This is a genomic window from Streptomyces sp. NPDC044704 (assembly GCF_056433525.1).
The window spans coordinates 75,163-101,397 of record NZ_JBWKGY010000010.1 but is presented as its reverse complement, the minus strand read 5'-3'; the positions used below and the strand labels follow the sequence as shown (position 1 = coordinate 101,397).

The following is a 26,235-nucleotide window of genomic DNA, read 5'->3' as shown; positions in this document are numbered from 1 at the left end:
GGGCTGGTTCAGAAGGAGCCGAATTGCTTTTCGATGACGTCGAGGATCTCGTCCGTCGTCGCGGCTTCCAGTTGGTCGACGAAGGCGGAACCGTCGTCCGGGTCCGGCTGCGCGACCGGTTCGGCGGCGTCCTGGCCGGGCCCGGTGAGGGCCAGCAGGCTCGCCAGTCGGTCCGCGATGCGCTGCCGTGCCTCGCCGCCGAGAGCGGGCCCGGCCAGCACCTGCTCGATCTTCCCGAGGTCCACGAGGATCGGCTCGATCCCGGGGGCGTCTTCCGCCTCCAACGAGGTGTCCACGTGCTGTGCCAGGTCCTGGACGGTGGGGTGGTCGAAGACGAGGGTGGCCGGGAGGCGCAGTCCGGTGGCCCGGTTGAGGCGGTTGCGCAGTTCCACCGCCATCAGCGAGTCGAAGCCCAGCCCCTTGAACGGGATGTCGAGTCCAACGAGTTGGCCGGCCCCGTAGCCCAGCACCCCGCTGACGTAGCCCCGGACCACGTCCAGGATCACGCGACGGCGCTCGTCTTCGGCCAAGCCCGCGACGCGGGCGGCGAGCCCCGAGTCGGTGTTCGCGTCCTCGGCGCGGGTCCGACGTACCGGAGGTCGTACCAAGGAGCGGAGCACCGAAGGCACATCCTCCGTGTCGCGCCTCTGCAACCCGGCGACATCGAGCAACGCCGGTACGGCCAGGGCCCGGTCCCGGGCCACTGCCGCGTCGAACAGGGCGAGGCCCTCGTCGGCGGACATCGCGGCGAGCCCCAGGGCCGCCAGGCGACCCCGGTCCACCTCGGACAGGCCGCCCGTCAGCCCGCCGTCGGAAGCCCACCAGCCCCACGCCAGGGACACGGCGGAGAGGCCCCGTGCCCGGCGCTCGTGTGCCAGGGCGTCCAGGAAGACGTTCGCGGCGGCGTAGCCCGCCTGTCCCGCGCTCCCCACCACGCCGGCGAAGGACGAGAACAGCACGAACGCGGAAAGGTCGAGTTCCGCCGTCAGTTCGTGAAGGTGGAGGGCCGCTTCCGCCTTGGGGCAGAACACGGCGGCCAGCCGGTCCGCGTCCAGCGACTCGATCACACCGTCGTCGAGTACGGCGGCACTGTGGACCACTGCGGTGAGCGGGCGGTCTTCCGGGATGGAGGCGAGCAGAGCGGCGAGGGCGTCACGGTCGCCGACGTCGCAGGCTTCGACGCGTACCCGGGCGCCGGCCTCCACGAGCTGGGCGACCAGTTCCTCGGCACCTTCGGCCGCGCCGCCCCGGCGGGAGACCAGCAGCAGGTCCCGCACCCCGTACTCGGACACCAGGCGCCGGGCCACCAGCGCGCCCAGCCCGCCCGTGCCGCCGGTCACCAACACCGTGCCCCGAGGACCGAAGGGCTCCTGGGTCGTGCTCTCCGGCGTGGCGGCCACCCGCGCGAGGCGGGGCACCAGTACCCGGCCACCCCGGACCGCCACCTGCGGCTCGACGGTACCCAACGCGGCACGCAGCGCCGCCCCTTCCGCATCAGCGGACAGACCCGGCTCCACATCGACCAGCACCAGCCGGTCCGGATGCTCCACCTGCCCCGACCGCACCAGACCCCACACCGGAGCCGCCACCAGATCCCGGACACCCTCATCCGACCCGGCAGCCACGGCCCCGCGCGTCAGCACCACCAGCCGCGAGCCCACGAACCGCTCATCGGCCAAGAACTCCCGCACCACGCCCAGGGCCCGGACCGTCGCAGCCGACACGCCTTCCGCCGCGTCACCACTGTGCTCCCACACCACCACCGGAGGAACCGGCACGGAGTCACCGACCGAACCCCACACACCCCAACCCGACGGAACCGAGGCCGAAACCGAGGCCGGAGCAGGCATCCACTCCACCCCGAACAACGCGTCCCGCAGCCCCCCATCGGCCGCCCGCAACTGCTCCCGCGACACCGGACGCGTCACCAGCCGGCCCACCGACAACACCGGCACACCCGAAGCGTCAGCCACCCGCACCGACACCTCACCACCGGCCGACCGCACCAGACCCACCCGCACGACCGAACCACCCACCCCCACACCCTGACCGGACAGCTCCACGCCCGACCACACGAACGGCAGCCGCACCTCATCCGCGGACGGGTCGATCGACATGTGGAACACGGCGTCCAGCAGCGCCGGGTGGATGCCGTACCCGGTCGCCCCGCCACTCACCAGGTCCGGGAGGGCGACCTCGGCGAACACCTCGTCGCCGCGCCGCCAGGCGGCCCGGACGCCCTGGAACACGGGGCCGTACCCGTATCCCAGTTCATCGAGCCGGTCGTACAGGTCGCCAACGCCGACCGCTGTGGCGCCCTGGGGCGGCCACACCGTGAGGTCGGTGCCGATGCCTCCCTCGGCGGGCCCGTCCGCTCCCGTCAGGGTTCCGGTGGCGTGGAGGGTCCACACCTCACCACCCAGCAACTCCCCCTCGACAGGCCCCTCCGGGCAGGAATGCACCGTCACCGCACACCGGCCGGACCCATCCACCCCCGCCACGGCAACCTGCAACCGCACCCCACCAGAAACCCCCAACACCAACGGCTGCTGAAGCGTCAACTCCTCCAACCGACCAGACCCCACCCGCCCACCAGCGGACAACACCAACTCCACCCACACCGCACCCGGCAACACCACCCCACCGAACACCGCATGATCCGCCAACCAAGGCTGCTCAGAAACCGACAACCGGCCCGTCCACACCACACCCCGGCCATCCGGCAACGACACCACCGCACCCAGCAACGGATGACCAGCAGACACCAAACCCAGACCCGCCACATCACCACGCCGCCCCGCCGGAACATCCAGCCAGAAACGCTCCCGCTGGAACGCGTACGTCGGGAGATCGACGCGCTGGGCCGCGCCGGTACCGGCGAACACCGCGTTCCAGTCGACGGCCAGGCCGTGTACGTGTCCTTCGGCGAGGGAGGTCAGGAAGCGTTCCCAGCCGCCTTCGTCGCGGCGCAGGGTGCCGAGGGCGACGGCCTGTGCGCCGGTGTCCTCGAAGGTCTCCTGGAGTCCGACGGTCAGTACGGGGTGTGCGCTGGATTCGACGAAGACGCCGAATCCGTCGGTCAGCAGGGCACGTACGGTCTCGTCGAACCGGACTTCCTGCCGCAGGCTCGCGTACCAGTACTCCGCGTCCACGCCCGAGGTGTCGAACAACCCGCCGGTCACGGTCGAGTAGAAGGGGATGTCGCCGCGGCGCGGGCTGATGTCCGCCAGCGCGGCGATGACCTGCCCGCGGATGGCCTCGACCTGGGCGGAGTGCGAGGCGTAGTCGACGGGGATGCGCTTGGCCCGTACTCCGTCGGCCGCGCAGGCGGCCAGCAGCCCGTCGAGGGCCTCCGGTTCGCCCGAGACGACGGTGGACGAGGGGCCGTTGACGGAGGCGACCGAGATCCGCTCGCCCCACGGGGTGAGGCGCTCCCGCACCCGGTCGGCGGGCAGGGGTACGGACACCATGCCGCCCCGGCCGGACAGGTGTTCGGCGATCGCCTTGGCCCGCAGGGACACGACCTTCGCCGCGTCGTCGAGGGACAGCGCGCCGGAGACGGCGGCGGCGGCGATCTCGCCCTGGCTGTGGCCGATGACGGCGGCGGGGTGGACTCCCACCGACTGCCAGACCGCTGCCAGCGAGACCATGACGGCCCACAGGGCGGACTGTACGACGACGACGTCGTCCAGTGACGGATCGTCGGCACCGTCGCCGGCCGCGTCCCGGACCACGTCCGTGACCGACCAGCCGACGTGCGGCCGCAGTGCCGCGTCGCACTCCGCGAGGCGTGCGGCGAACACCGGTGAGGAGTCCAGCAGCCCCGCCGCCATCCCCCGCCACTGGGAGCCCTGGCCGGGGAAGACGAACGCGATCTGGCCGGGGGCTTCGGACGCCCTGCCGGTGACCGTACCGGCGGCGGGGATGCCGTCGGCCAGGGCGGTCAGGCCGGCCAGGGCGGACGCGCGGTCCGACGCCAGGACGACACCGCGGTGTTCGAGGGCCGCCCGGGTCGTGGCCAGCGAGTGGCCGACGTCGGGCACGGCCGGCGGGGTGCCGGCCTCCACGAAGGCGGAGAGCCGCCCGGCCTGGGCCCGCAGGGCCGTCTCGGACCGGCCGGACACGAGCCAGGGCACCACGGCCGCCGTGGACGGCGCGAGGTCCGCGCTGTCGGCGGGGAGCTCGGGCCGCTGCCCGGGCCGGGTGTCGGGGCCGGCCTCCTCCAGAATGACGTGCGCGTTGGTACCGCTGATGCCGAACGACGACACACCAGCCCGGCGGGGACGGCCGTCCACCGCCCACTGCACCGGTTCGGTCAGCAGCTGCACCGCGCCCGAGGTCCAGTCGACGTGCGGGGAGGGCTGCTCCGCGTGCAGGGTCCGCGGCAGCAGGCCGTGTCGCATGGCCTGCACCATCTTGATGACTCCCGCGACGCCCGCGGCGGCCTGCGCGTGGCCGATGTTCGACTTGACGGAGCCCAGCCGCAGGGGCCGGTCGGCGGGCCGGTCCTGGCCGTAGGTGGCCAGGAGGGCCTGTGCCTCGATCGGGTCGCCCAGCGTGGTGCCCGTGCCGTGCGCCTCCACCGCGTCCACGTCGGCCGCCGACAGCCCGGCGCCGGCCAGGGCCTGGCGGATCACGCGTTGCTGCGAGGGCCCGTTGGGTGCGGTGAGGCCGTTGCTCGCCCCGTCCTGGTTGACGGCGCTGCCGCGGAGGACCGCGAGGACCTGGTGTCCGTTGCGGCGGGCGTCCGACAGACGCTCCACGAGGAGTACGCCCGCGCCCTCGGACCAGCCGGCGCCGTCCGCCGAGGCGGAGAACGCCTTGCACCGGCCGTCGGGCGCCATGCCGCGCTGCCGGCTGAACTCCACGAAGACCCACGGGGTCGCCATCACCGTGACGCCGCCGGCCAGTGCGAGCGAGCATTCGCCGGAGCGCAGTGCCTGCGCCGCCAGGTGCAGGGCGACGAGGGAGGAGGAGCAGGCGGTGTCGACGGTGACCGCGGGGCCTTCCAGGCCGAAGGTGTAGGCGATGCGGCCGGAGGCGACGCTGCCCTGGGTGCTCGTGACGGCGTAGCCCTCCAGGCCTTCGGGGGTTTCGGAGGCGCTGCCGTAGTCGTGGTGCATCACGCCGGTGAACACGCCTGTCGAGCTGCCCTTCAGCGTGCCCGGGTCGATCCCCGCCCGCTCGAACACCTCCCAGGACGTTTCCAGGAGCAGCCGCTGCTGCGGGTCCATGGCCAGGGCCTCGCGCGGCGAGATCCCGAAGAACGCCGGGTCGAAGTTCCCCGCGTCGTAGAGGAATCCGCCCTCGCGGGCGTAGCTCTTGCCGGGTGCGTCCGGGTCCGGGTCGTACAGGCCCTCGTCCCAGCCGCGGTCGGTCGGGAGGAAGGACACGGCGTCCCCGCCCGACTCCACCAGCCGCCACAGGTCCTCGGGCGAGCTCACGCCGCCGGGGTAGCGGCAGGCCATGCCGACGATCGCGATGGGTTCGTCCGCCGGGTGGCCCGGCGCCGCGGGGGCGGGCGGGACGGTGGCGGGCTCCGTCGGCGTACCCAGGATCTCGCCGCGAAGGTGTTCGGTGAGCTGTCCGGGGGTGGGGTGGTCGAAGACGAGCGTGGCGGGCAGGCGCCGGCCGGTCGCGGCGTTCAGGCGGTTGCGGAGTTCGACCGCGGTGAGCGAGTCGAAGCCGAGCTCCTTGAAGGGGCGGCCGGCGGCGATCGTCTCCGGGGTGGCGTGCCCCAGCACGGTCGCGACCTGTGCGCGGACCAGGTCGAGGAGCACCCGGCTCTGCTCGTCCTGGCCGAGGCCGGACAGGCGCTGGGCGAGGCCGCCGCTGCCGGAGGTGTCGGGGCCGGCGGCCGCCTTGCGGGCCACCGTCCGTACCAGGCCGCGGAAGAGGGGCCGCAGCATGCCGGAGGCGGCTTCGTGCCGCAGGGTGGCCGTTTCCAGGCGTACGGGTACCAGGTGCGGGTCGTCCAGCGTGGTCGCCGCGTCCAGCAGGGCCAGGCCCAGGGCGGACGGCAGGGGCTGGATGCCCGCGCGCTTCATCCAGGCGAGGTCGTCCTGTGCGAGGTGGCCGAGCATGTCGCCGGACTGGGCCCACAGGCCCCAGGCGAGGGAGTGGGCGGGCAGGCCCTGGGCGTGGCGGTGCTGGGCGAGGGCGTCCAGGAAGGCGTTGGCCGCCGCGTAGTTGCCCTGGCCGGGGTTGCCGAAGGTGCCCGCGATGGAGGAGAACAGGATGAACGCCGACAGGTCCAGGCCGCGGGTCAGCTCGTGCAGGTTGACCGCCGCGTCGATCTTGGGGCGGAGCACCCGTTCCGTCTGCTCGGGGGTCAGGGAGGCCACGAGGCCGTCGTCCAGCGTTCCGGCCGCGTGCACGACGGCGGTCAGCGGCCGGTCGGCGGGGATGCCGGCCAGCAGGGCGGCGAGCGCGTCACGGTCGGCGGTGTCGCATTCGGCGATCTCCACCCGTGTCGCGCCGAGGGCGGTGAGGTCGGCCTCCAGCTCCGTCGCGCCCGTCGCGGCCCGGCCGCGACGGCTGGCGAGCAGCAGGTGCCGTACGCCGTGCTCGGTGACCAGGTGGCGGGCCAGCAGGCCCCCGAGGGATCCGGTGCCGCCGGTGATCAGTACCGTGCCGGTGGTGTCCAGCGGTCCGGCGGCGCCCGTCGGCTCCGGGACGGTGACGCGGGCCAAACGGGGTACGAGGGCGGTTCCCTGACGTACCGCCACCTGGGGTTCCTGCGCGGCCACCGCCGCGGCCACGGCCCCGGTCAGTGCCGCGCGGGACTCCTCCAGGGCGTCGACGTCCACCAGGACGAACCGGCCCGGGTTCTCCGACTGCGCCGACCGCAGCAGGCCCCACACGGGTGCGTGTGCCAGGTCCACGACGTCCTCGCCGGTCCGGGTCGCCACGGCGCCCCGGGTCACGACGACGAGGAGGGAGCCCGCGGCACGGTCCTCGGCCAGCCAGTCGCGCGCCAGGGCCAGGGCCTCGGCCGTCGCCTCGCGGGCGGCCTCCGCGAGTCCGCCGCCGGCCGGCGTCCCGGGGGACACGGAGACCACGACGTGCGGTGCTCCGTCGGCGAAGAGGGATTCCAGGTCGGGGGCGTGGCGGGCCGTGTCGAACAGGCCCGTCTCCGGTGTGCCGAGCACCGCCCAGCCGGTGGTGTCCACGGCGCCGTCGGGGACGGGCAGCGCGGTCCACGTCGTGCGGAACAGCGCGTTGTGGGTGGTGTCCGCGGCGCCGGTGAGCTGCTGCGCCGAGACGGGGCGCAGGGTCAGCGACTCCGCCGAGGCCACCGGGGCGCCCGAGGTGTCGGTGATGGTGAGGGAGACCGTGTCCGCGCCGGCGGGGGTGACCCTGACCCGTACGGAGGTGGCACCGACGGCGTGCAGGGTGGTGCCGGTCCATGCGAACGGCAGCCGTACGGGGGCGGCTGCCGGGCCGTCGCGGCCGTCGAGCGCGCTCAGCAGGACGGGGTGCAGGGCGGCGTCCAGGAGGGCGGGGTGGATGCCGAACCGGGCCGCGTCCGCGTCCTGTTCCTCGGCCAGGGCCACCTCGGCGTAGATCTCCTCGCCGACGCGCCAGGCGGCGCGCAGGCCCTGGAAGGCCGGACCGTAGCCGTAGCCGATGTCCGCGACCCGCTCGTAGAAGGAGTCCAGGTCGACGCGTTCCGCGCCCTGGGGCGGCCAGACCGTCAGGTCGCCGGAGGGCGTTCCGTGGGCCGTGTCCAGCAGGCCGGTCGCGTGCCGGGTCCACGGCTCGTCGGAGCCGGAGCCGGGGTGGGAGCCGGTGTCTTCCGTCGTCTCGGGGCGCGCGTACACGGCCACCCGGGCCTGCCCGTCGGTGTCGGGTGTCTCCACCGCCACCTGTACCTGGACTCCGCCGCGTTCGGGCAGGACCAGCGGGGCTTCGAGGGTCAGCTCGGCCAGCAGGTCGCGGCCCACGGCTTCGCCGGCCCGCAGGGCCAGCTCGACGAACGCGGTGCCCGGCAGCAGGACGCTGCCCAGGGCGGCGTGGTCGGCGAGCCAGGGGTGCGTCCGCAACGACAGCCGGCCCGTCAGCAGCACGTCCCCGTCGGCGGCGGTGCTCACCGCCGCGCCCAGCAGCGGGTGGTGGGCGTCGGCGAGGCCGAGGCCGCTCGGGTCGCCGGTGCCGGCGGTCGTGGTCTCCAGCCAGTAGCGCCGGCGCTGGAAGGCGTACGTCGGCAGGTCGGTGGGCTTCGCGTCCGTTCCCGCGAACAGCGCCTTCCAGTCCACTCCGGGCAGTCCGCGGACGTACCCCTCGGCCAGCGAGGTCAGGAACCGGGCCGGACCGCCCTCGTCACGGCGCAGCGAACCGACCGCCACCGCCTCGGTCTCCGCGTCCTCGAAGGTGGCCTGCATGCCCGTGGTGAGCACGGGATGCGCACTGGACTCGACGAAGAACCGGAAGCCGTCCGCCAGCAGGGACCGTACGGTCGTCTCGAAGTTCACCGGCTGCCGGGCGTTGTCGAACCAGTACTGCGCCGTCAGTTCTTCCGCGTCGCGGAGGGTACCGGTGACCGTGGAGTAGAACGGGACGCTGCCGGGACCGGGGACGATGTCGGCGAACAGCTCCAGGATCTCCTCGCGCAGCGGGTCGACCTGCGCGCAGTGCGAGGCCACCGTCGAGCCCACCACGCGGGCCCGGACCTTCTCCGCCTGGCACGAGGCCACGAACTCCTCCAGTGCCGGGAGGTCACCGGCGACGGTCACCGCGCGGGGCCCGTTGCGTCCGGCGATCACCAGGCGGCCCTGCCACCGGGCGAGCCGCTCCTCGACCGCGTCCGCCGCCAGCGCCACCGAGGCGACCGCGCCGTTGCCGACGAGTTCCCGGGCGAACAGCGCGCTGCGCAGCACGATCAGCTTCGCGGCGGCCTCCAGCGACAGCGCCCCGGCCACGTGCGCGGCGGCGATCTCGCCCTGGCTGTGTCCGACGACCGCCGCGGGCCGCACGCCGGCGGCCTGCCACACTGCGGCCAGCGACAGGTTCACCGCGAACAGCACCGGCTGGAGGATCTCGATCCGGTCGGCCGAGGGAGCGTGCGGCGCCTGGCGCAGCACGTCGGTCACCGACCAGTCCACGAACTTGCCCAGCGCCGCTTCGACTTCGGCGAGGCGGGCCGCGAACACGGGTGAGGAGTCCAGCAGTTCGGTCGCCATGCCCTGCCATTGCGAGCCCTGGCCGGGGAAGACGAACACCACCTTGCCCCGCACGTCCGCCGTGCCGGAGACCACGCCCGCGGCGGGCAGGCCCGCGGCCATCGCGGACAGGCCGGACAGACGTGCCTCCGGGGCGGGCGCCAGCACCACGGCCCGGTGCTCCAGCACCGCCCGCGACGCAGCGAGGGACCAGCCCACGTCCGTCGGGGAGAGCTCCGTACGCGCCTGCGCGAAGGCGGCGAGCCGTCCGGCCTGCGCGCGCAGCCCCTCCTCCGAGGAGCCGGACAGCAGCCACGGGACCAGGCCGTCGGTGTCGGCGAGGCCGGTGCCGCCGCCTGCGCCGACCGGGTCCGGTCCGGAGGGCGCCGACTGTGCTTCGGCGGGGGCCTGTTCGAGGATCAGGTGCGCGTTGGTGCCGCTGATGCCGAACGAGGACACGCCCGCCCGGCGCGGCCGGCCGTCCTGCGTCCACTCCGCCGGCCGGGTCAGCAGTTCCACCGCGCCCTCGGACCAGTCGATGTGCGGCGAGGGCTCGTCCGCGTGCAGCGTGCGCGGCAGCACTCCGTGCCGCATCGCCATCACCATCTTGATCACGCCGGCCGCGCCCGCGGCCGCCTGCGTGTGCCCGATGTTCGACTTCAACGACCCCAGGCGCAGCGGCCGGTCCGCCGGCCGTCCCTGCCCGTACGTGGCCAGCAGGGCCTGTGCCTCGATCGGATCGCCCAGCTTGGTGCCGGTGCCGTGCGCCTCGACCACGTCGATCTGCTCGGGCGCGAGGCCCGCGTCGGCCAGTGCGGCGCGGATGACGCGCTGCTGCGAGGGGCCGTGCGGCGCGGTCAGTCCGTTGCTGGCGCCGTCCTGGTTGGTCGCGCTGCCGCGGATCACCGCCAGTACCTGGTGTCCGTTGCGCCGCGCGTCCGACAGGCGCTCCACCAGGAGCACGCCGACGCCCTCGGCCCACCCGGTGCCGTCGGCCGCCGCCGAGAACGCCTTGCACCGGCCGTCCGGTGACAGTGCGCCCTGACGGCTGAGCTCCACGAACATCCCCGGCGTCGGCATGATCGTCACACCGCCGGCCAGCGCCATGGAGCACTCGCCCGAGCGCAGCGACCGTACCGCCCAGTGCAGCGCGACGAGGGACGACGAGCACGCCGTGTCCACCGTGACCGCGGGTCCCTCCAGACCGAGGGTGTACGCCACCCGGCCCGAGGCCACGCTGGTCGTTCCCCCGGTCAGCCGGTGCCCGTCGACGCCTTCGGCGCCTTCCTGAAGCTGGGGTCCGTAGTCCTGGAACATCGCACCGAAGAACACGCCCGTCCGGGTGCCGCGCAGCGACGACGGGTCCATGCCGGCCCGCTCCAGCGCCTCCCACGAGGTCTCCAGCAGGAGCCGCTGCTGCGGGTCCATCGCGAGGGCCTCGCGCGGGGAGATGCCGAAGAAGTCCGGGTCGAAGTCGACGGCGTCGTGCAGGAACCCGCCGCGCCGCACGTAGCTCGTACCGCGCCGCTCCAGCTGCGGGTCGTACAGCTTCTCCAGGTCCCAGCCGCGGTTGACCGGGAAGTCCCCGATCACGTCCCGCTCGGCCATCACCAGATCCCACAGGTCCTCGGGCGATGCGACACCGCCGGGGAAGCGGCAGGTCATCGACACGATCGCGATCGGCTCGTCGTCGGCGGTGCCCGTGGTCGGCGCTGCGGGCCGCGGGGGCGCGCTCTCGTCGGCTCCGCGCTGCAGGCGCTGGAGGTGCGCGGCGATCGCGGACGGGGTCGGGTGGTCGAAGAGGGCGGTGGTGGTCAGGTTGACGCCCGTCGCGGCCTTCAGCCGGTTGCGCAGGTCGACCATGGCCAGGGAGTCGAAGCCGAGCGCCTTGAACGTACGGTCCATGTCGAGGTCGTGGGGGGAGGCGTGCCCGAGGACGAGGGCGGTCTCGTCCCGTACGAGATCCGCCGTCCGCCCGGGTGCCGCCTCGTCCGCGGGTGTCCGCGGCGCTGCCTCCCGGGGCTCGTCGCGCGGTGTGTCCGGGTGCGGCCGCGGGCCCTGGTCCGGGCGCGGGGCCGGTGCCGCGTCCAGCCAGTGGACGCGGCGCTGGAAGGGGTAGGTGGGCAGGCCGTCGGCCTTCGGGCCCGGGCCCAGCACGGCGGGCCAGTCGACGTCGACTCCGCGGGTCCAGGCTTCGGCGGCCGACAGCAGGAAGCGGTCCCAGCCGCCCTCGTCACGGCGCAGCGTGCCGAGCACCAGGCCGCTGTCGCCCGCGCCGGCCGCTTCGAGGGTCTCCTCCACGCCCGTCACCAGGACGGGATGGGCGCTGACCTCGACGAAGCGGGTGTACCCGGCCGCGACCGCGGCCCGTACGGCCTCCTCGAAGCGGACCGTCTCGCGCAGGTTCCGGTACCAGTACTCCGCGTCCAGTTCCCGGCCCGTGACCGGTCCGCCGGTCACGGCCGAGTAGTAGGGCACCTCTGCCGGAGCGGGGGCGATCCCGGTCAGTTCCCGCAGGACCTCGTCGCGGACGACTTCGACCTCGGCGCAGTGCGAGGCGTAGTCCACCGGCACCCTGCGGGCGCGGATCCCTTCGGACTCGCAGCGCGCGAGGAGTTCTTCCAGCGCGCGCGGTTCGCCGGACACCACCGTCGACGACGGGCCGTTGACCGCGCCGACCGACAGCCGCCGGCCGAATTCGGCGATCAGCGCGCCGGCCGCCGCGGCGCCCACCGAGACGGCGACCATGCCGCCCCGCTGCGAGAGTTCCTGCCGGATCGCCCGGCTGCGCAGCGCCACCACCCTCGCGCCGTCCGCCAGCGGCAGGGCGCCCGCCACCACCGCCGCCGCGATCTCGCCCTGGGAGTGGCCGATCACCGCGGCGGGCTCGACTCCGGCCGCCCGCCACACCTCCGCCAGGGACACCATCACCGCCCACAGCACCGGCTGCAGCACGTCGACCCGGTCGAGCCGGCTCGTGTCGGCCAGGTCCCGTACCACCTCGGTCAGCGACCATTCGACGTGCGGCGACAGGGCCGCCTCGCACGCCGCCATCCGGTCGGCGAAGGCCGGGGACGACGCGAGCAGTCCCACCGCCATGCCCGCCCACTGGGAGCCCTGGCCGGGGAAGACGAACACCACTCCGTCGTTGGCGCCGGACGGCGTCTCGCGGTCCTCACGCGTCGACGCGTCACCGGCGAGGCCGCGGACCGTCCTCGCGGCGCCGGCTCCGGCGGCCACCGCCCGGAGCCCGGCCCTCAGGCCCGGGCCGTCCTCGCCCACGACGACGGCCCGGTGCGCGAGCTGCGCCCGGCCCGTCGCCAGGGTGCGGCCGATCGCGTGCGCGTCGGTGTCCGCGTGCTGTGCGGCATGGGTGTCCAGCCGGTCCGCCTGTGCGCGCAGCGCCGCCTCGCTGCCCGCCGACAGCAGCCAGGGGACCGCGCCGCGGCCCGTGTCCGGCGCGGTCGGCGCGGGCTCCGCGGGGGTGTCCGCGTGCGCGCGCAGCTCGGGCGGCGCGTCGGCGACGACCACGTGGCAGTTCGTGCCCCCGAGGCCGAAGGAGGAGACGCCGGCGATGAGCCGGCCGTTCTCAGCGGGCCAGGGCTCGTGCTCCCGCTGTACGTGGAGGTTCCACTCGGTGAGCGGGATGCCCGGGTTCTGCGTCTCGTGGTTGAGGGTCGGGACGAACTCGCGGTGGCTGACGCAGGAGATGACCTTGAGCAGCCCGACGATGCCGGCCGCCCCCTCCAAGTGGCCGATGTTCGTCTTGACGGAACCGACCCGTACGGGCTTGCCGTCGGGGCGTGCCGTCCCGAGGGCCTGGCCGATGGCGGCGGCCTCCAGCGGGTCGCCGACCTTGGTGCCGGTCCCGTGGAGCTCGACGCACTGGACGTCCGAGGGCGACACCCCGGCCGCCGCGCACGCGTCGAGCACCAGCTCGCGCTGGGCGGTGGAACTGGGGACCGTCAGGCCGGCTCCGCCGCCGTCGTTGTTGACGGCGCTGCCTTCGATGACCGCCACGACCCGGTCGCCGTCGGCGACCGCTCGCGCGAGGGGCTTGAGCAGGACGAACCCGCCGCCTTCGCCGCGCGCGTATCCGTTGGCGCGGGCGTCGAAGGTGTAGCAGTGGCCGTCGGGCGAGAGGGCCCCGAAGGTGTGGAGGGCCGTCGTGCTGTGCTCGGAGAGGATGAGGTTGACGCCGCCCGCCAGGACCACGTCGGACTCGCCGCGCAGGAGGCTCTGCACCCCGAGGTGGACCGCGACGAGCGAGGACGACTGGCCGGAGTCCACGACGACGCTGGGGCCGTTCAGGCCGAGGTGGTAGGAGATCCGGTTGGCGATGAAGCTGCGCTGGGTGCCCGTCAGGCTGTGCCGCGTGACCGCGTCCGCGCCCTGGTGGTGCAGCAGTGCGGCGTAGTCGTCGTTGATGGCCCCCACGAACACGCCGGTTCTGGTGCCCCGCAGGGCGTGGGGGGAGGTCCCGCCGTGCTCCAGTGCCTCCCAGCTCAGTTCCAGTGCCAGGCGCTGCTGGGGGTCCATCGCCGCCGCTTCGGCCGGCGACACCTCGAAGAAGTCCGCGTCGAACCGGTCCACGCCGTCGAGGTAGCCGCCCGGCAGGCCGGCAGCGCCCGCGCCCTGGCCGGGCGTCCGGCCGGCCGGGAATTCCCCGACCTCGGACCGCCCGTCCTTCAGGAGTTGCCAGAAATCGCCGGGAGTGGCCGCTCCGGCGACCCTGCAAGAGAATCCGACGACGGCGATTTTCGCACTCGAATTCTGGTCGCCGTGCCCGGACATAACTTCGCTACTCATCGGCGACATCCCTCCAGAAGGACCAGAACACGAGCACACGTACGAACCGGTTCACGAAAGGACCGGACGGGTCGGAAATACCTCGATCGGGTTTGCCATTGTTCGTCAGGAGTCTCCGATCAACGACTCCCTGAAGGCCACCCACGCCGATTGTGGGAGGCATCACATAAAGGCCGTCGAACCCTTGCGTGTTTGACGGCCGTCGCACCCCGTTGTCGACGGCGCCGCGCACGCGGGAAGACCCGGACGCCAGGTCCCGGAGCCCCCTGCGGGAACCGCCGACACCCTCACGACCTGGGCCTCCGCACCGGAACCCGCCACTCGGCCCCCTCGGCCGCAACCGCTCGGGTTCACCGCGGAAAGCCGCCCGACAGGCCGCTCGATAAGCCGGGATTCCGTGCGGCACCCGGTGATTACTGGCCAGTATGGCTCGACGGGGTTTCAGCGCGGTTTCAGCACGGGTGGGCACCGCTCAGCGCGGCGGGGCAGCGGTCGGCATGGCATCGGAAGGCACGGCAGGGGGCGAGACGCGGGCGAAAGGAAAAGGTGTGGGCCTGAGGAAGACCGGGGCTCTGGATACGGACAGGAGGCACGATCACCTAGTACCGTTACTCCGCAGTAACCGACCGGCACGTCCCGGGAGCGCGCGTTCCGAGCGGGAGCTCTTCGTCCGGATAACTTCAGCCGAGGGAAAATCGCATGGTTCATCGGAAACGTACGATGAAACTGGGGGCCATCATCGACGGCCCCGGTTCGCACATCGCCGCCTGGCGGCACCCGTCGACTCCGATCGACGCCCAACTGGACTTCGACTTCCACCTGGCGTGCGCCCGCACGCTCGAACGCGGCACGTTCGACTGCCTCTTCGTGCCCGACGTGGTGGCCGTCTGGGGCACCGACGTCCAGCACATCAGCCAGACCGCGCGCAACGAGCACTTCGAGCCGCTGAGCCTGCTGGCCGCCTACGCCGCCGGAACCGAGCACATCGGACTCGCCGCGACCGCGACGACCACCTACAACGAGCCGTACGACATAGCCCGCAGGTTCACCTCCCTCGACCACGTCAGCGGGGGCCGGGCCGGGTGGAACGTCGTCACCTCGGCCGCGCCCTGGGAGTCGCGCAACTTCGGATTCCCCGCGCACATGGAGCACGACCGGCGCTACGTCCGCGCCGAGGAGTTCATCGGCGTGACCAAGCGGCTGTGGGCGCAGGCGCAGGCGGGCGCGCGGCCCGTTCCGCCGGAGCCGCTGCCCCTGGAACCGGGCGAGTTCTTCGACGTACGCGGTCCGCTGAACCTGCCCGCCTCTCCCCAGGGCCGCCCCGTGATCTTCCAGGCCGGGGCCTCGCCCGTGGGCCGGGAGTTCGCCGCACGGCACGCGGAAGTGATCTTCACCCGGCACACGCGGCTGTCGGACGGCCAGGAGACCTACGCCGACCTGAAGCGACGGATCGCCGCACACGGCAGGGACCCGGAACTGGTCCAGATCTGGCCCGGTGTCCAGCCCCTGGTCGCCAGTACCGAGGAGGAGGCCCGGCGGCTCATCGGCGAACTCCACGACCTCGTCCCCGACATCGTCGCCGTCCGGGCGCTCCAGGAACAGTTGGGCGACGTGGATCTGGCCCGGTACCCCCTGGACGGTCCGGTCCCGGACATCCCGGCGTCCAACCGCTCGTCCAGCACGGCGAAGATGTGGGTGTCGCTGGCCCAGCGGGAGAACCTGACGTTGCGCCAGCTCGCGCTGCGGCAGGTCGCCGACTTCTTCGCCGGCACACCGGAGCAGGTGGCGGACCACATGGAGCGCGGGTTCACCGAGCGCGCGGCCGACGGCTACATCGTGGACTTCCCGCACCTCCCCGCCTCCCTCGACGCCTTCGTCGACCACGTCGTGCCCGAGCTGCGCCGACGCGGCCTGGTGCGCGACGCATACGTCGAGGGCACCCTGCGCGAGAAGCTGGGGCTGGACGGCCCGCCCTCCGACGAACCGACGACCATGGCCGGCGAGGCGACGATCACGGCAGGTGCCGCATGACCCAGCGCGACGGACGCATCACCCTGTTCACCCGGCTGATCACCGCACCGGGCACCGCGGACGGCGCCCGTCCGGGCGCCGCCGCCCGCCCGTTCACGCGGGTGCGTGACCGGGCCCGGGAGGCGGAGGCCGCCGGGATCGACGCGCTGCTGCTCCACGACCGCCAGTCGGCGGGCCACGACGCGGCCGACGAGCCGTACTTCGAGGCCGGTACGCTCGCCGCCGCGCTGGCGGTCCGCACGCGCACCGTGGGGCTCGTGACCTCCGTGTCCACGGAACACGCGCTCCCCTACCATGCGGCCCGGGTCCTGGCCACGGCCGACCACCTCGCCCCCGGGCGCGCCGGCTGGCAGCCGCTGACCGGCGCCGACCCGGACGCCGCGGCCAACTACAGCCGGCCGCAGGCCGCTCCGGCGGCGGCGCGGCTCGCCCGCGCCTCGGAGTTCGTCACCGTACTGACCGGCCTGTGGGACAGCTTCGACGACGACGCCTTCCGCAGGGACCGCGAGTCGGGCGTCTACTTCACCCCCGAGAAGCTGCACGCGCTCGACCACAAGGGCGAGTACTTCGACGTGGCCGGACCGCTGAACATCGCCCGCCCGCCGCAGGGGCACCCCGTCCTGGTCCACCGCCCGAAGGACGCGGAGGAACTCGCGCTCGCCGCCCGCATCGCCGACGTCGTCCTCCTCCCGGCGCAGGACGGCCAGGGCCCCGACCGGGCCCGCCAGTCCGTGCGCGAACAGGTCCGGGCGGCCGGGCGCGACGCCGACGACGTCGCCGTCCTGCTGGACGTCCGGGTCGACGGCGGCGCGGGTACGGCCGAGCGGCTGCGGTCCCTGTTCGACGCGGGCGCCGCGGACGGCTTCACCCTGCTCGCCCCGGCGGGCCCCGCGGAGGCGTCACACGAGGCGGTCCTGGCCCTCGCGGCCGAGGTCCGGGGAGCGGACGGCGGCCCGCCGGCCGCCCTGCCCGGAGCCACCCTGCGCGAACGGCTGGGCCTGCCACGACCCGCCGGGCGCCACCGGACGCCCTGACGGCGCGGGCCCCACGGTCCGTGCCTACCGGTACGCACGTCGACCCGACCGGGCCGTCCCCCTCCGCCGATCCGGCCGAGGGGGACGGCGACGGCCGGGCCTTCGGCGATGGCCGAAAAGGGAACCACCGGGCAGATGAGCACAATTGACCGAGTGATCACTCGGTCAGTAGCCTCTCCGCATGACCGGCCAGACCCTCGGGCGGCGACGGGCTCCCGGCATGAGCCCCGAGCTGCGCCGCCAGATGATCGTCCGATCCACACTCTCGCTGATCGCGGAACACGGCCTTGCCGTGACGACGGGCAGGATCGCCCGTGCCGCCGGCATCAGTGAGGCGACGATCTTCCACGTGTTCACCGACAAGGGCGAGTTACTCGACGCCTGCGCGGCCGAGGCCGCGCGCCCGGACGACGCCCTGCGCGCGCTCGCCGGCATCCCCCTGGACGCCCCGGTGACGGCGCGCCTCCTCGCGTCCGCCGACGTACTGGAGGCGTACCTGACGCGCATGGGCACCGTGGTCGCGTACCTGGAGACGGCGGGTCACGCCCGGGCGCGGCACGAACCGGCCGCCCCGGCCGGGGGGTTGCGGGAGGTCCGGGAGGCCGTCGACTCCGTCGTGTCCGCCCTCGCGGCCCTGCTGGCTCCGGAGGAGGAGTCCCTGCGGCTGCCCGCGCCACAGATAGCCCGGACCTTCTTCGACCTGCTGTTCGCCCGGTCACGCAACCCCGGCGACCAGGCGGGCGATCCCCCGCTGCCCGACCTCGTGCAACTGCTCGTCCACGGCGCCCTCGTCGGAGCCCGCCCGTCCGGGCCGTGAAGTGCGGCGCGCCGCCATCGGCGTCCGGACCGGGCGCGCCACAGCGACGTAGATCACCGACGGTGCGACTTCATGAAGGCTTCGTTCCTGGGTAATCTCTGTCGGGAACAGCAAAGTTACCGCCGAGTAGTTCTCGACACCTCCGCTCTCGCAGGCCCGAGGAGCCCCTCATGCAACTCACCGCGATCATTGTGTCGCTGGTGCTCGCCACGGTCGGCGTCGCACTGTTCGGCCGAGCCATCGCGCAGATATTACGCTTCGTGATGCTGGGCCAGCCGGTCCCCGTCAGAGCGCGGACCAACGATCCCGTCATCCGGACGGTCACCGTGGTCAGGGAGTTCCTGGGCCACACCCGAATGAACAGCTGGGGCGTCGTCGGCGTCGCCCACTGGTTCGTCGCCATCGGCTTCTTCAGTCTGCTCCTCACCATCGCCAACGCCTTCGGCCAGCTCTTCCAGGCCGACTGGCTGCTCCCCTTCATCGGCACCTTCCTGCCGTGGGAGCTGGTGGTCGAGGTGTTCGGCACGATGATGACCGTGGGCATCCTCACCCTGATCGGCGTCCGCCTGGCGAACCTGCCCTCCCGCGCCGGCCGCAAGTCGCGCTTCGCGGGCTCGAAGGCCTGGCAGGCGTACTTCGTCGAGGGCGTCATCCTCACCATCGGCATCTGCATCATGGTCCTGCGCGGCCTGGAGGGCGCGCTGCACCACGTCGAGGGCTACGAGGCCGCGTACTTCGCCTCGTACCCGTTGGTGCTCGCCCTCGACGGGCTGAGCACGGGCACCCTGGAGAACCTCGTCTACTTCTTCGCCATGGTGAAGATCTCGGCCTCGTTCATCTGGATGATCACGATTTCGCTGAACACCAACATGGGTGTGGCCTGGCACCGGTTCCTCGGTTTCCCGAACATCTGGTTCAAGCGGAACGCCGACGGCGCGGTCGCGCTGGGCGCGCTGCTCCCGATGACCAGCGGGGGCAAGGAGATCGACTTCGAGGACCCGGGCGAGGACGACTCGTTCGGTGTGTCCCAGGTCGAGCAGTTCTCCTGGAAGGGCATCCTCGACTTCTCCACCTGCACCGAGTGCGGCCGCTGCCAGTCCCAGTGCCCCGCCTGGAACACCGGCAAGCCGCTGTCCCCCAAGCTCCTGATCATGTCGCTGCGCGACCACGCCCACGCCAAGGCCCCCTACCTCCTCGCGGGCGGCGGCAAGGACATGGAAGGCAACGAGAAGGCCACCGCCGAACAGCTCAAGGACGTCCCCGCCGCCGCACTGGCGGAAGCCGAACGCCCGCTGATCGGCACCGCCGAGGAAAACGGCGTCATCGACCCCGACGTCCTGTGGTCCTGCACCACCTGCGGCGCCTGCGTCGAACAGTGCCCCGTCGACATCGAGCACATCGACCACATCGTCGACATGCGCCGCTACCAGGTCATGATCGAAAGCGCCTTCCCCTCCGAGGCGGGCACCATGCTCAAGAACCTGGAGAAGAAGGGCAACCCCTGGGGCCTGGCCAAGAAGCAGCGCGTCGAATGGACCAAGGAAGTCGACTTCGACGTCCCGATCATCGGCAAGGACGCGGAAGACCTCTCCGAGTTCGACTACCTGTACTGGGTCGGCTGCGCCGGCGCCCTCGAAGACCGCGCCAAGAAGACCACGAAGGCCTTCGCGGAACTCCTGAACATCGCCGGCGTCAAGTTCGCGATCATGGGCGGCGACGAGAAGTGCACCGGTGACTCCCCCCGCCGCCTGGGCAACGAACCGCTGTTCCAGCAGCTCGGCCAGGAAAACGTCGCGATGCTGAACATGGCCTTCGGCGAGGACGACGACGACCCCGCGACGAAGAAGCCCAAGTCCGCCAAGCGGATCGTCTCGACCTGCCCGCACTGCTTCAACACCATCGCCAACGAATACCCCCAGCTGGGCGGCGAGTACGAGGTCATCCACCACACCCAGCTGCTCCAGCACCTCATCGACGAGGGCCGCCTCACCCCGGTCACCCCCGTCGACGGACTCGTCACCTACCACGACCCCTGCTACCTCGGCCGCCACAACAAGGTCTACACACCCCCGCGCGAGATCATGGCCTCGGTACCCGGCCTGCGGCAGCAGGAAATGCACCGCCACAAGGAACGCGGCTTCTGCTGCGGCGCCGGCGGCGCCCGCATGTGGATGGAAGAGCGCATCGGCAAGCGCATCAACAACGAACGCGTCGACGAAGCCCTCTCCCTCAACCCGGACATCGTCTCCACCGCCTGCCCCTTCTGCCTCGTCATGCTCACCGACTCCGTCAACGGCAAGAAGAACGACGGCAAGGCCAAGGAATCCGTCCAGGTCGTCGACGTCGCCCAGCTCCTCCTCGAATCGGTGAAGGCCCCCGAGCAGGAGGTCCCCGCGGACGAGGCGGACGTACAGCCGGAGCCGGTGAGGTAACCGGACCGCCCGTAGCCGCGACCTGACGTGCCGGACGACGGTCCCGACCCCTCCCGGGTCGGGACCGTCGCCGGTCGTTCCGCCCCGTGCGGGGTCAGCGCCGGTGGAGCGTCTCCAGGGCCTCGACGAGGACCTTGGGGCTGTGCCGGCCCTTGAAGACGGGTGGCGGCCGCTCGTCGAGGTGGAGCAGGTCCGCCACCGCGGTCCAGGCGGTGCGTACGGAGTACTCGACGGTGAAGACGACGTCGTCGGGCACCTCGGCGTACTGGCCGATGAAGGCCAGGTTGGTGGACCCCTCGGGCACCACCCGGGGCCGGTCGCCGTGGCTGCGGACCAGGAACTGGCTGGTGATGTACGGCATCAGGGCGGGGATGACGATCGCGCTGTCGAGGATCCGCGGGGCCTGCTCGAAGCGCAGGTGGTGCAGTACCTCGTCGAGGATCTCCCGGCCGGAGCAGTCCCGCATCGGCTTCTTGACGTAGTCGCCCACCCGGTCGGGGAAGAGTCCGTAGCCCCACCACACGAAGGTGTCGTCGGGCTGGTCGCGGAAGTGGGGCTGGTGGTTGAGGACGATGGTCAGCAGCCAGGCCGAGTCCTTGAAGGTGATCAGCCCCCCCTTGCCGGCCTCGCTGCCGCTGAAGTCCTCCATCAGCTTGAAGAAGGTGGGGTCCTGGGTGGTGACGGTGAAGGAACCCCAGCAGGAGTCCGCGGGCGACGAGTCGAACACCCTGGGGTTGCCGAGACCGGGCCGCTTCGCGGCGAGGGTCTCCCACAGCTTCCAGGAACCGCCCGTAGCGGACGGGTCGGGTACGGGCGCCGCGTGGGTCGAGCCCAGGGCGGAGCCGGCCGTCATCGATCCGTTGGTCACCATGACCAGGTCGTCGGCGCCGACCGGGATCTCCTCGACGCGTCCGGCCCGGGTCACGGAGAGGGCGGTGACGGTGAGCTCCCCCTCCTGGCCCGCGAGCGTCAGGTCCGTGACGCGGGTTCCGAGGCGTACGGTCACGCCCTGGTCCGTCAGCCACTTCAGGACCGGGCGCACGATCGAGTCGAACTGGTTGAAGCGCGTCCGGTAGATGCCCGACATCGTGTCGAACGTCTTGAAGAGGTGGACGAACCGGTTGAGGTAGCGGCGGAACTCGACCGCGCTGTGCCAGGGTTCGAAGGCGAAGGTGGTGCACCACATCCACCAGAAGTTCGTACGGAAGAACCCCTCGCTGAAGCAGTCGGTGATCCGCTTGCCGTCCAGCTGCCGCTCGGGCGTGGCCGCGCACGTGACGAGCTCCAGGCGGTCGCGCTCGGAGAAGCCCATCGCGTGGGCGTCGACGATCCTGCCCTCGGCGTCGACCAGGCGGGCGCGGTCGTCCCAGGCGAAGTCCTCGTGGAAGGCGAAGGTGTCCGCGGTCACCGACTTCGAGGGGTCGTCCAGGGACGGGATGGAGCGGAGCAGGTTGTAGGTGCACTCGAAGTGCAGCTCGAACATGCGTCCACCGCGCATGGTGTAGCCGGTCTCGGGTGAGCCCGCCGCGTCCAGGCTGCCGCCCTCGCGGTCCTGTTCCTCCAGGAGCACGATGTCGGATCCCGCGAACCCGCCGTCGCGGATCAGGAACGCCGCCGCCGACAGCGCCGCGATGCCGCTGCCCACCAGGTACGCCTTCGCCATGCCCCAGCTCCCTGCTCCAGGCCCCGGCCGCCCGCGGCCGCTTCCCTGTGCACGATATGGCCACATGTCACCGCCTGCCCGTCGAGGCAGCAACCCTCGCGCGGAGGGGACGCGGGGACGCCGCTGATGCCCCGCCTAGTGCCCCGCCGCGGCCTTGACGGCGGCCACTGCCGTGCCGATCGCGGCGTCGATGCCGCCGGCCAGGAGGGCGAAGGCCGTGCCGCCGCCCATGCGGATGCCGCCGTAGCAGCCCCAGGCGAACAGGGTGGCGACGTTGACGCCGGCCGCCGTGAGGAGGGCCGTCTCCACGGCCATCACGCCGAGGGCGGCCAGGCCGATCAGGAGCAGCGGGCCCACCGCGGAGAGCAGCAGGGGGCTGCTGACGAAGAGCATGGCGCGCAGGTCGCGGCCCCGGGCGAGGGCGCCGTGCGTGACCCGGTGGGCCTGCTGGTCGGCGACCAGGGAGGCCAGCCACAGGCCCGCCGAGGCCGTCACCACCGTCAGCGCGGCCCCGAGGGCCTCGACGTGGCCGCTGCCCGCGAGCCCGATGACGACGGAGATCATGGTGATCGTCGCGTACAGCCGCTCCTTGAGGTGGGCCGCGGCCGTCTGGGTGTCCATCACGTCTGCCGCAGGTTCCGCCACGGCCCCACCGTACGGCGCGGCCGCGGCGAGCCACGGGAACCACACCGGCCGCCGCCCCGCCCGGGGAGGGTTGGCCGCCCCGGGTCTGGGCAGGCGCCCCGCATGACCTTCGAGCACCCCTCCGAGAAGGGCGGCAACGGGCGGCTCGGCCGCTTCGAGAAGCTGGCCGAGCTGGCATCCAACTTCACCAGCTCCGCCGGGTTCTCCCTGCTCTGCGTCGCCCTGGTGCTGGGGTTCCTCGTCGTGCACGCCCTCCACCTGCCCGTGATCTGGCAGCACCTCGCGGGGGACGCCATGGCCGCGGTGTCCCTGCTGCTGCTGGCCCTGCTGAAGAACTCCGAGCGCAGGGCCGAGCACGCGATCCAGCGCAAGCTCGACGCCATCGCCGCCGCCCTGCTGGAGCAGCAGGAGGGCGAATGCGGCGAGGCGCACGAGGAGCTGAAGCGGGCCATCGCCGTGGAGGAGCGGGAGTAGCGGGAGGGCGGGAGCGGGAGTAGCGGAGCCCGGACTGCGGAGTGCTCCCGGCCGGTGCGCGCCCCGTCGGGCTGCGGCCGAGCGGCCCTTTCCAGGGGCGCTTTCGAGTGACTCCGCCGCACGGCTGCGGGCGCGCGGCAGTCGCCGCAGCCGACCATCTCAGGCGGCCGGTCGTGTTCCGGTCACGAACCGCCGATCAGGCCGGGCGTCACCCCGCTCCGGCACCGGGCCGCCGCTGGGAGATCACGTGTACGTCCTGCTCGTCGCGAGTGCGTTCAACAGCCTCACGCAGCGAGTCCACGCCGAGCTGCGCGATCACGGCCACCGCGTGGCGGTCGAACTGGCCCTGCCCCACGTTTCCCTGGCGGACGCGGTACGCCGCCACGACCCCGACCTCGTGCTCGCCCCGATGCTCAAGTCCGCGATCCCGGAGGAGGTGTGGTCGTCCCGCACCTGCCTGATCGTCCATCCGGGGCCGGTCGGGGACCGCGGTCCCTCCTCCCTCGACCGGGCCGTGCAGGAACAGGCGGTCCGCTGGGGCGTCACCGTGCTCCAGGCCGGGGCCGAGATGGACGCCGGTGACGTATGGGCCTCCGCGGAGTGCCCGGTACCGCCGGTCGGCAAGAGCGACCTGTACCGGGGTGAAATCGCCGACGCGGCCCTGAGGGCCGTCCTGCTGGCCGTGGAGCGCTTCGCCTCCGGTACGCACGTCCCCGCGCCCCAGGACCCTGCCGCCGCCCGGACCCGCCCCTACCTGCGCCAGGAGGGCCGCCGCATCGACTGGGAGGCCGATTCCACCGAGCGGGTCCTGCGGACGCTGCGGGCCGCCGACTCCCAGCCGGGCGTACGGGACGAGCTCCTCGGCGCCGAATGGTTCCTGCACGGCGGCCACCCGGAGGACCGCCTCCGGGGCCGCCCCGGCGAGCTGCTGGCGACCCGGGCGGGGGCGGTCTGCCGGGCGACGGCCGACGGCGCCGTGTGGATCCCGGAGCTGCGGGCCCGCCGCACGCCGGGCGGCCCCGTCCCCGTCAAACTGCCCGCCACCGTGGCGCTCGGCGCGCGCCTGCCCGCGCTGCGGGAGCGTCCGGCCCCGCTCCACGTCAACCCGGGGCGGCGCACCTGGACCGACATCGGCTACCGGGAGGAGGGCCAGACCGGGTTCCTGTCGTTCGCCTTCCCCGGCGGGGCCATGAGCACGGAGCGGTGCCGGCGGCTGCTGGAGGCGTACCGGACGGCCTGCGCCCGCCCCACCTCCGTCCTCGTCCTCGGCGGCGGGCGGGACTTCTTCTCCAACGGCATCCACCTGGGCGTGATCGAGGCGGCCGAGGATCCCGCGGCGGAGTCCTGGGCCAACATCAACGCCATGGACGACCTGGTGGAGGCCGTCCTGACCACCACCGACCGGCTGGTCGTCGCCGCGCTCGGCGGCAACGCGGCCGCCGGCGGGGCCATGCTCGCCCTCGCCGCCGACGAGGTGTGGTGCCGGTCGGGGGCCGTGCTGAACCCGCACTACCGGCTGATGGGCCTGCACGGTTCGGAGTACTGGACGTACACCCTGCCGCGCCGCGTCGGCGCGGGCGTCGCGGCGCGGCTGACCACGGAGGCGCTGCCGCTGAGCGCGGACGCCGCGGTCCGGCTGGGGCTGGCCGACCGCACGCTCGCCTGCTCGCCACAGGCGTTCGCCGTAGAGACGGCGCGGCTGGCGGCGCAGCTCGCGGCGCTGCCCGCCACCCAGTCCAGGATCTCCGCGAAGAAGGAACTGCGCGAGCGGGACGAGGCGGCCCGGCCGCTGGCGGCGTACCGGGAGGCGGAGCTGGCCCTGATGCGGCGGACCTTCTTCGACCCCGCGGCGCCCTACCACGCCCTGCGCCGCGCCTTCGTGCGCAAGGAGACCCCGGCCGCGACGCCGGAGCACCTCGTGCGTCCCGCGCCGGACCGGCACGTCCCGGGGGCCGCCGCGCGGCCGGGCGCCGTCACTGGACTGGCCGCACATGACGGAGCACCCGGGCCCGCTCCCTGTTAGCAAGAAAGGTGGGGTCGGGAACCCGGCCCGCTGCGCACCCCTCCCCACCCCCCGATCTTCTCCCCAAGGAGGCATCCCCCATGGATGCAGCAACGCAGGACCCGGTAGCGGTAGAGGACCCCCCGATCCACATCCTCTGGATCAACGCGGGGCTGAGCTGCGACGGCGACTCCGTGTCCCTGACGGCCGCGATGCAGCCGAGCATCGAGGAGATCGTGACGGGGGTGCTGCCCGGTCTGCCCAAGATCGCCGTGCACTGGCCCCTGATCGACTTCGAGTGCGGTCCCGTCGGCGGCGCCGACACGTTCATCGAGTGGTTCTTCAAGGGCGAGCGCGGCGAGATCGATCCGTTCGTGCTCGTCGTCGAGGGCTCGATCCCCAACGAGAGCATCAAGCCCGAGGGTTACTGGTGCGGTTTCGGCGACGATCCGGAGACCGGCCAGCCCATCACCACCAGCGAGTGGATCGACCGGCTGGCGCCCAAGGCCCTCGCGGTCGTCGCCATCGGCACCTGCGCCACGTACGGCGGGATCCACGCGATGGAGGGCAACCCGACGGGTGCGATGGGCGTGCCCGACTACCTGGGCTGGGACTGGAAGTCGCACGCCGGCATCCCGATCGTGTGCGTGCCGGGCTGTCCGATCCAGCCGGACAACTTCTCGGAGACTCTGACCTACCTGCTGTACCAGGCGGCCGGCTCCGCGCCGATGATCCCGCTGGACGACAAGCTGCGTCCGACCTGGCTGTTCGGGGCGACCGTCCACGAGGGCTGCGACCGGGCCGGCTACTACGAGCAGGGGCAGTTCGCGCACACCTACGACTCCCCGAAGTGCCTGGTCAAGCTGGGCTGCTGGGGGCCGGTCGTCAAGTGCAACGTCCCCAAGCGCGGCTGGATGAACGGGATCGGCGGCTGTCCGAACGTCGGCGGCATCTGCATCGCCTGCACGATGCCCGGCTTCCCCGACAAGTTCATGCCGTTCATGGACGAGCCTCCCGGCGCGAAGGTGTCCAGCAAGGCCAGCGGCGCGTACGGGGCGGTGGTCCGCCGGCTCCGGGCGATCACGCTGCACACCGTCGACCAGGAGCCGAAGTGGCGCCACACCGGCCAGAAGCTGACCACGGGCTACCGCCCGCCCTGGTGACGCC

Annotated in this window: 10 protein-coding genes; 7 read left to right on the top strand and 3 right to left on the bottom strand. The window is 72.8% G+C overall.

Going from position 1 to position 26,235, the window contains the following annotated elements; translation table 11 throughout:
• Positions 1-8: 8 nt before the first annotated feature.
• Positions 9-13,970, bottom strand: coding sequence for a type I polyketide synthase (locus AC07B0_RS24080; RefSeq protein ID WP_478898901.1), 13,962 nt, complete (start codon positions 13,968-13,970; stop codon positions 9-11).
• 720 nt (positions 13,971-14,690) lie between these two features.
• Here AC07B0_RS24080 and AC07B0_RS24075 point away from each other — a divergent pair.
• The 4 genes from AC07B0_RS24075 (at position 14,691) to AC07B0_RS24060 (ending at position 20,284) form a co-directional block, all read left to right on the top strand.
• Entirely contained in the window at positions 14,691-16,001 is a 1,311-nt protein-coding gene (locus AC07B0_RS24075) for an LLM class flavin-dependent oxidoreductase (RefSeq protein ID WP_469384984.1), read from the top strand.
• A complete protein-coding gene (locus AC07B0_RS24070) occupies positions 15,998-17,035 on the top strand; it encodes an LLM class flavin-dependent oxidoreductase (RefSeq protein WP_469384982.1) in 1,038 nt (345 codons plus the stop codon). Before AC07B0_RS24075 ends, AC07B0_RS24070 begins: the two co-directional genes overlap by 4 nt.
• Before the next feature lie 181 nt (positions 17,036-17,216).
• The gene (locus tag AC07B0_RS24065) at positions 17,217-17,852 is read left to right on the top strand and encodes a TetR/AcrR family transcriptional regulator (protein ID WP_469384980.1); all 636 of its coding nucleotides are present in this window, start codon (positions 17,217-17,219) and stop codon (positions 17,850-17,852) included.
• A 170-nt stretch (positions 17,853-18,022) separates the two neighbouring features.
• Complete coding sequence (locus AC07B0_RS24060) at positions 18,023-20,284, top strand: (Fe-S)-binding protein (RefSeq protein WP_478898900.1); 2,262 nt, start codon at positions 18,023-18,025, stop codon at positions 20,282-20,284.
• A gap of 94 nt (positions 20,285-20,378) precedes the next feature.
• Here AC07B0_RS24060 and AC07B0_RS24055 read toward each other — a convergent pair whose 3' ends face one another.
• A complete protein-coding gene (locus AC07B0_RS24055; protein WP_469382774.1) occupies positions 20,379-21,947 on the bottom strand; it encodes an oleate hydratase in 1,569 nt (522 codons plus the stop codon).
• A gap of 135 nt (positions 21,948-22,082) precedes the next feature.
• A complete protein-coding gene (locus tag AC07B0_RS24050) occupies positions 22,083-22,592 on the bottom strand; it encodes a hypothetical protein (protein ID WP_356879128.1) in 510 nt (169 codons plus the stop codon).
• Between the two features lie 102 nt (positions 22,593-22,694).
• Here AC07B0_RS24050 and AC07B0_RS24045 point away from each other — a divergent pair, with 102 nt between their 5' ends.
• The 3 genes from AC07B0_RS24045 to AC07B0_RS24035 all read left to right on the top strand — a co-directional run bounded on the left by AC07B0_RS24045 (position 22,695) and on the right by AC07B0_RS24035 (position 26,231).
• The gene (locus AC07B0_RS24045; protein ID WP_356879126.1) at positions 22,695-23,066 is read left to right on the top strand and encodes a hypothetical protein; all 372 of its coding nucleotides are present in this window, start codon (positions 22,695-22,697) and stop codon (positions 23,064-23,066) included.
• Between the two features lie 247 nt (positions 23,067-23,313).
• Complete coding sequence (locus AC07B0_RS24040; RefSeq protein ID WP_478863899.1) at positions 23,314-25,089, top strand: hydrogenase maturation protein; 1,776 nt, start codon at positions 23,314-23,316, stop codon at positions 25,087-25,089.
• 80 nt (positions 25,090-25,169) lie between these two features.
• A complete protein-coding gene (locus AC07B0_RS24035) occupies positions 25,170-26,231 on the top strand; it encodes an NADH-quinone oxidoreductase subunit B family protein (RefSeq protein ID WP_356879122.1) in 1,062 nt (353 codons plus the stop codon).
• Positions 26,232-26,235: the final 4 nt, after the last annotated feature.

Bases quoted from the DNA above. Each gene is read 5' to 3' on its own strand.
- AC07B0_RS24080 (WP_478898901.1), bottom strand. From the start codon at position 13,970: ATGAGTAGCGAAGTTATGTCCGGGCACGGCGACCAGAATTCGAGTGCG.
- AC07B0_RS24075 (WP_469384984.1), top strand. From the start codon at position 14,691: ATGAAACTGGGGGCCATCATCGACGGCCCCGGTTCGCACATCGCCGCC.
- AC07B0_RS24070 (WP_469384982.1), top strand. From the start codon at position 15,998: ATGACCCAGCGCGACGGACGCATCACCCTGTTCACCCGGCTGATCACC.
- AC07B0_RS24065 (WP_469384980.1), top strand. From the start codon at position 17,217: ATGACCGGCCAGACCCTCGGGCGGCGACGGGCTCCCGGCATGAGCCCC.
- AC07B0_RS24060 (WP_478898900.1), top strand. From the start codon at position 18,023: ATGCAACTCACCGCGATCATTGTGTCGCTGGTGCTCGCCACGGTCGGC.
- AC07B0_RS24055 (WP_469382774.1), bottom strand. From the start codon at position 21,947: ATGGCGAAGGCGTACCTGGTGGGCAGCGGCATCGCGGCGCTGTCGGCG.
- AC07B0_RS24045 (WP_356879126.1), top strand. From the start codon at position 22,695: ATGACCTTCGAGCACCCCTCCGAGAAGGGCGGCAACGGGCGGCTCGGC.
- AC07B0_RS24035 (WP_356879122.1), top strand. From the start codon at position 25,170: ATGGATGCAGCAACGCAGGACCCGGTAGCGGTAGAGGACCCCCCGATC.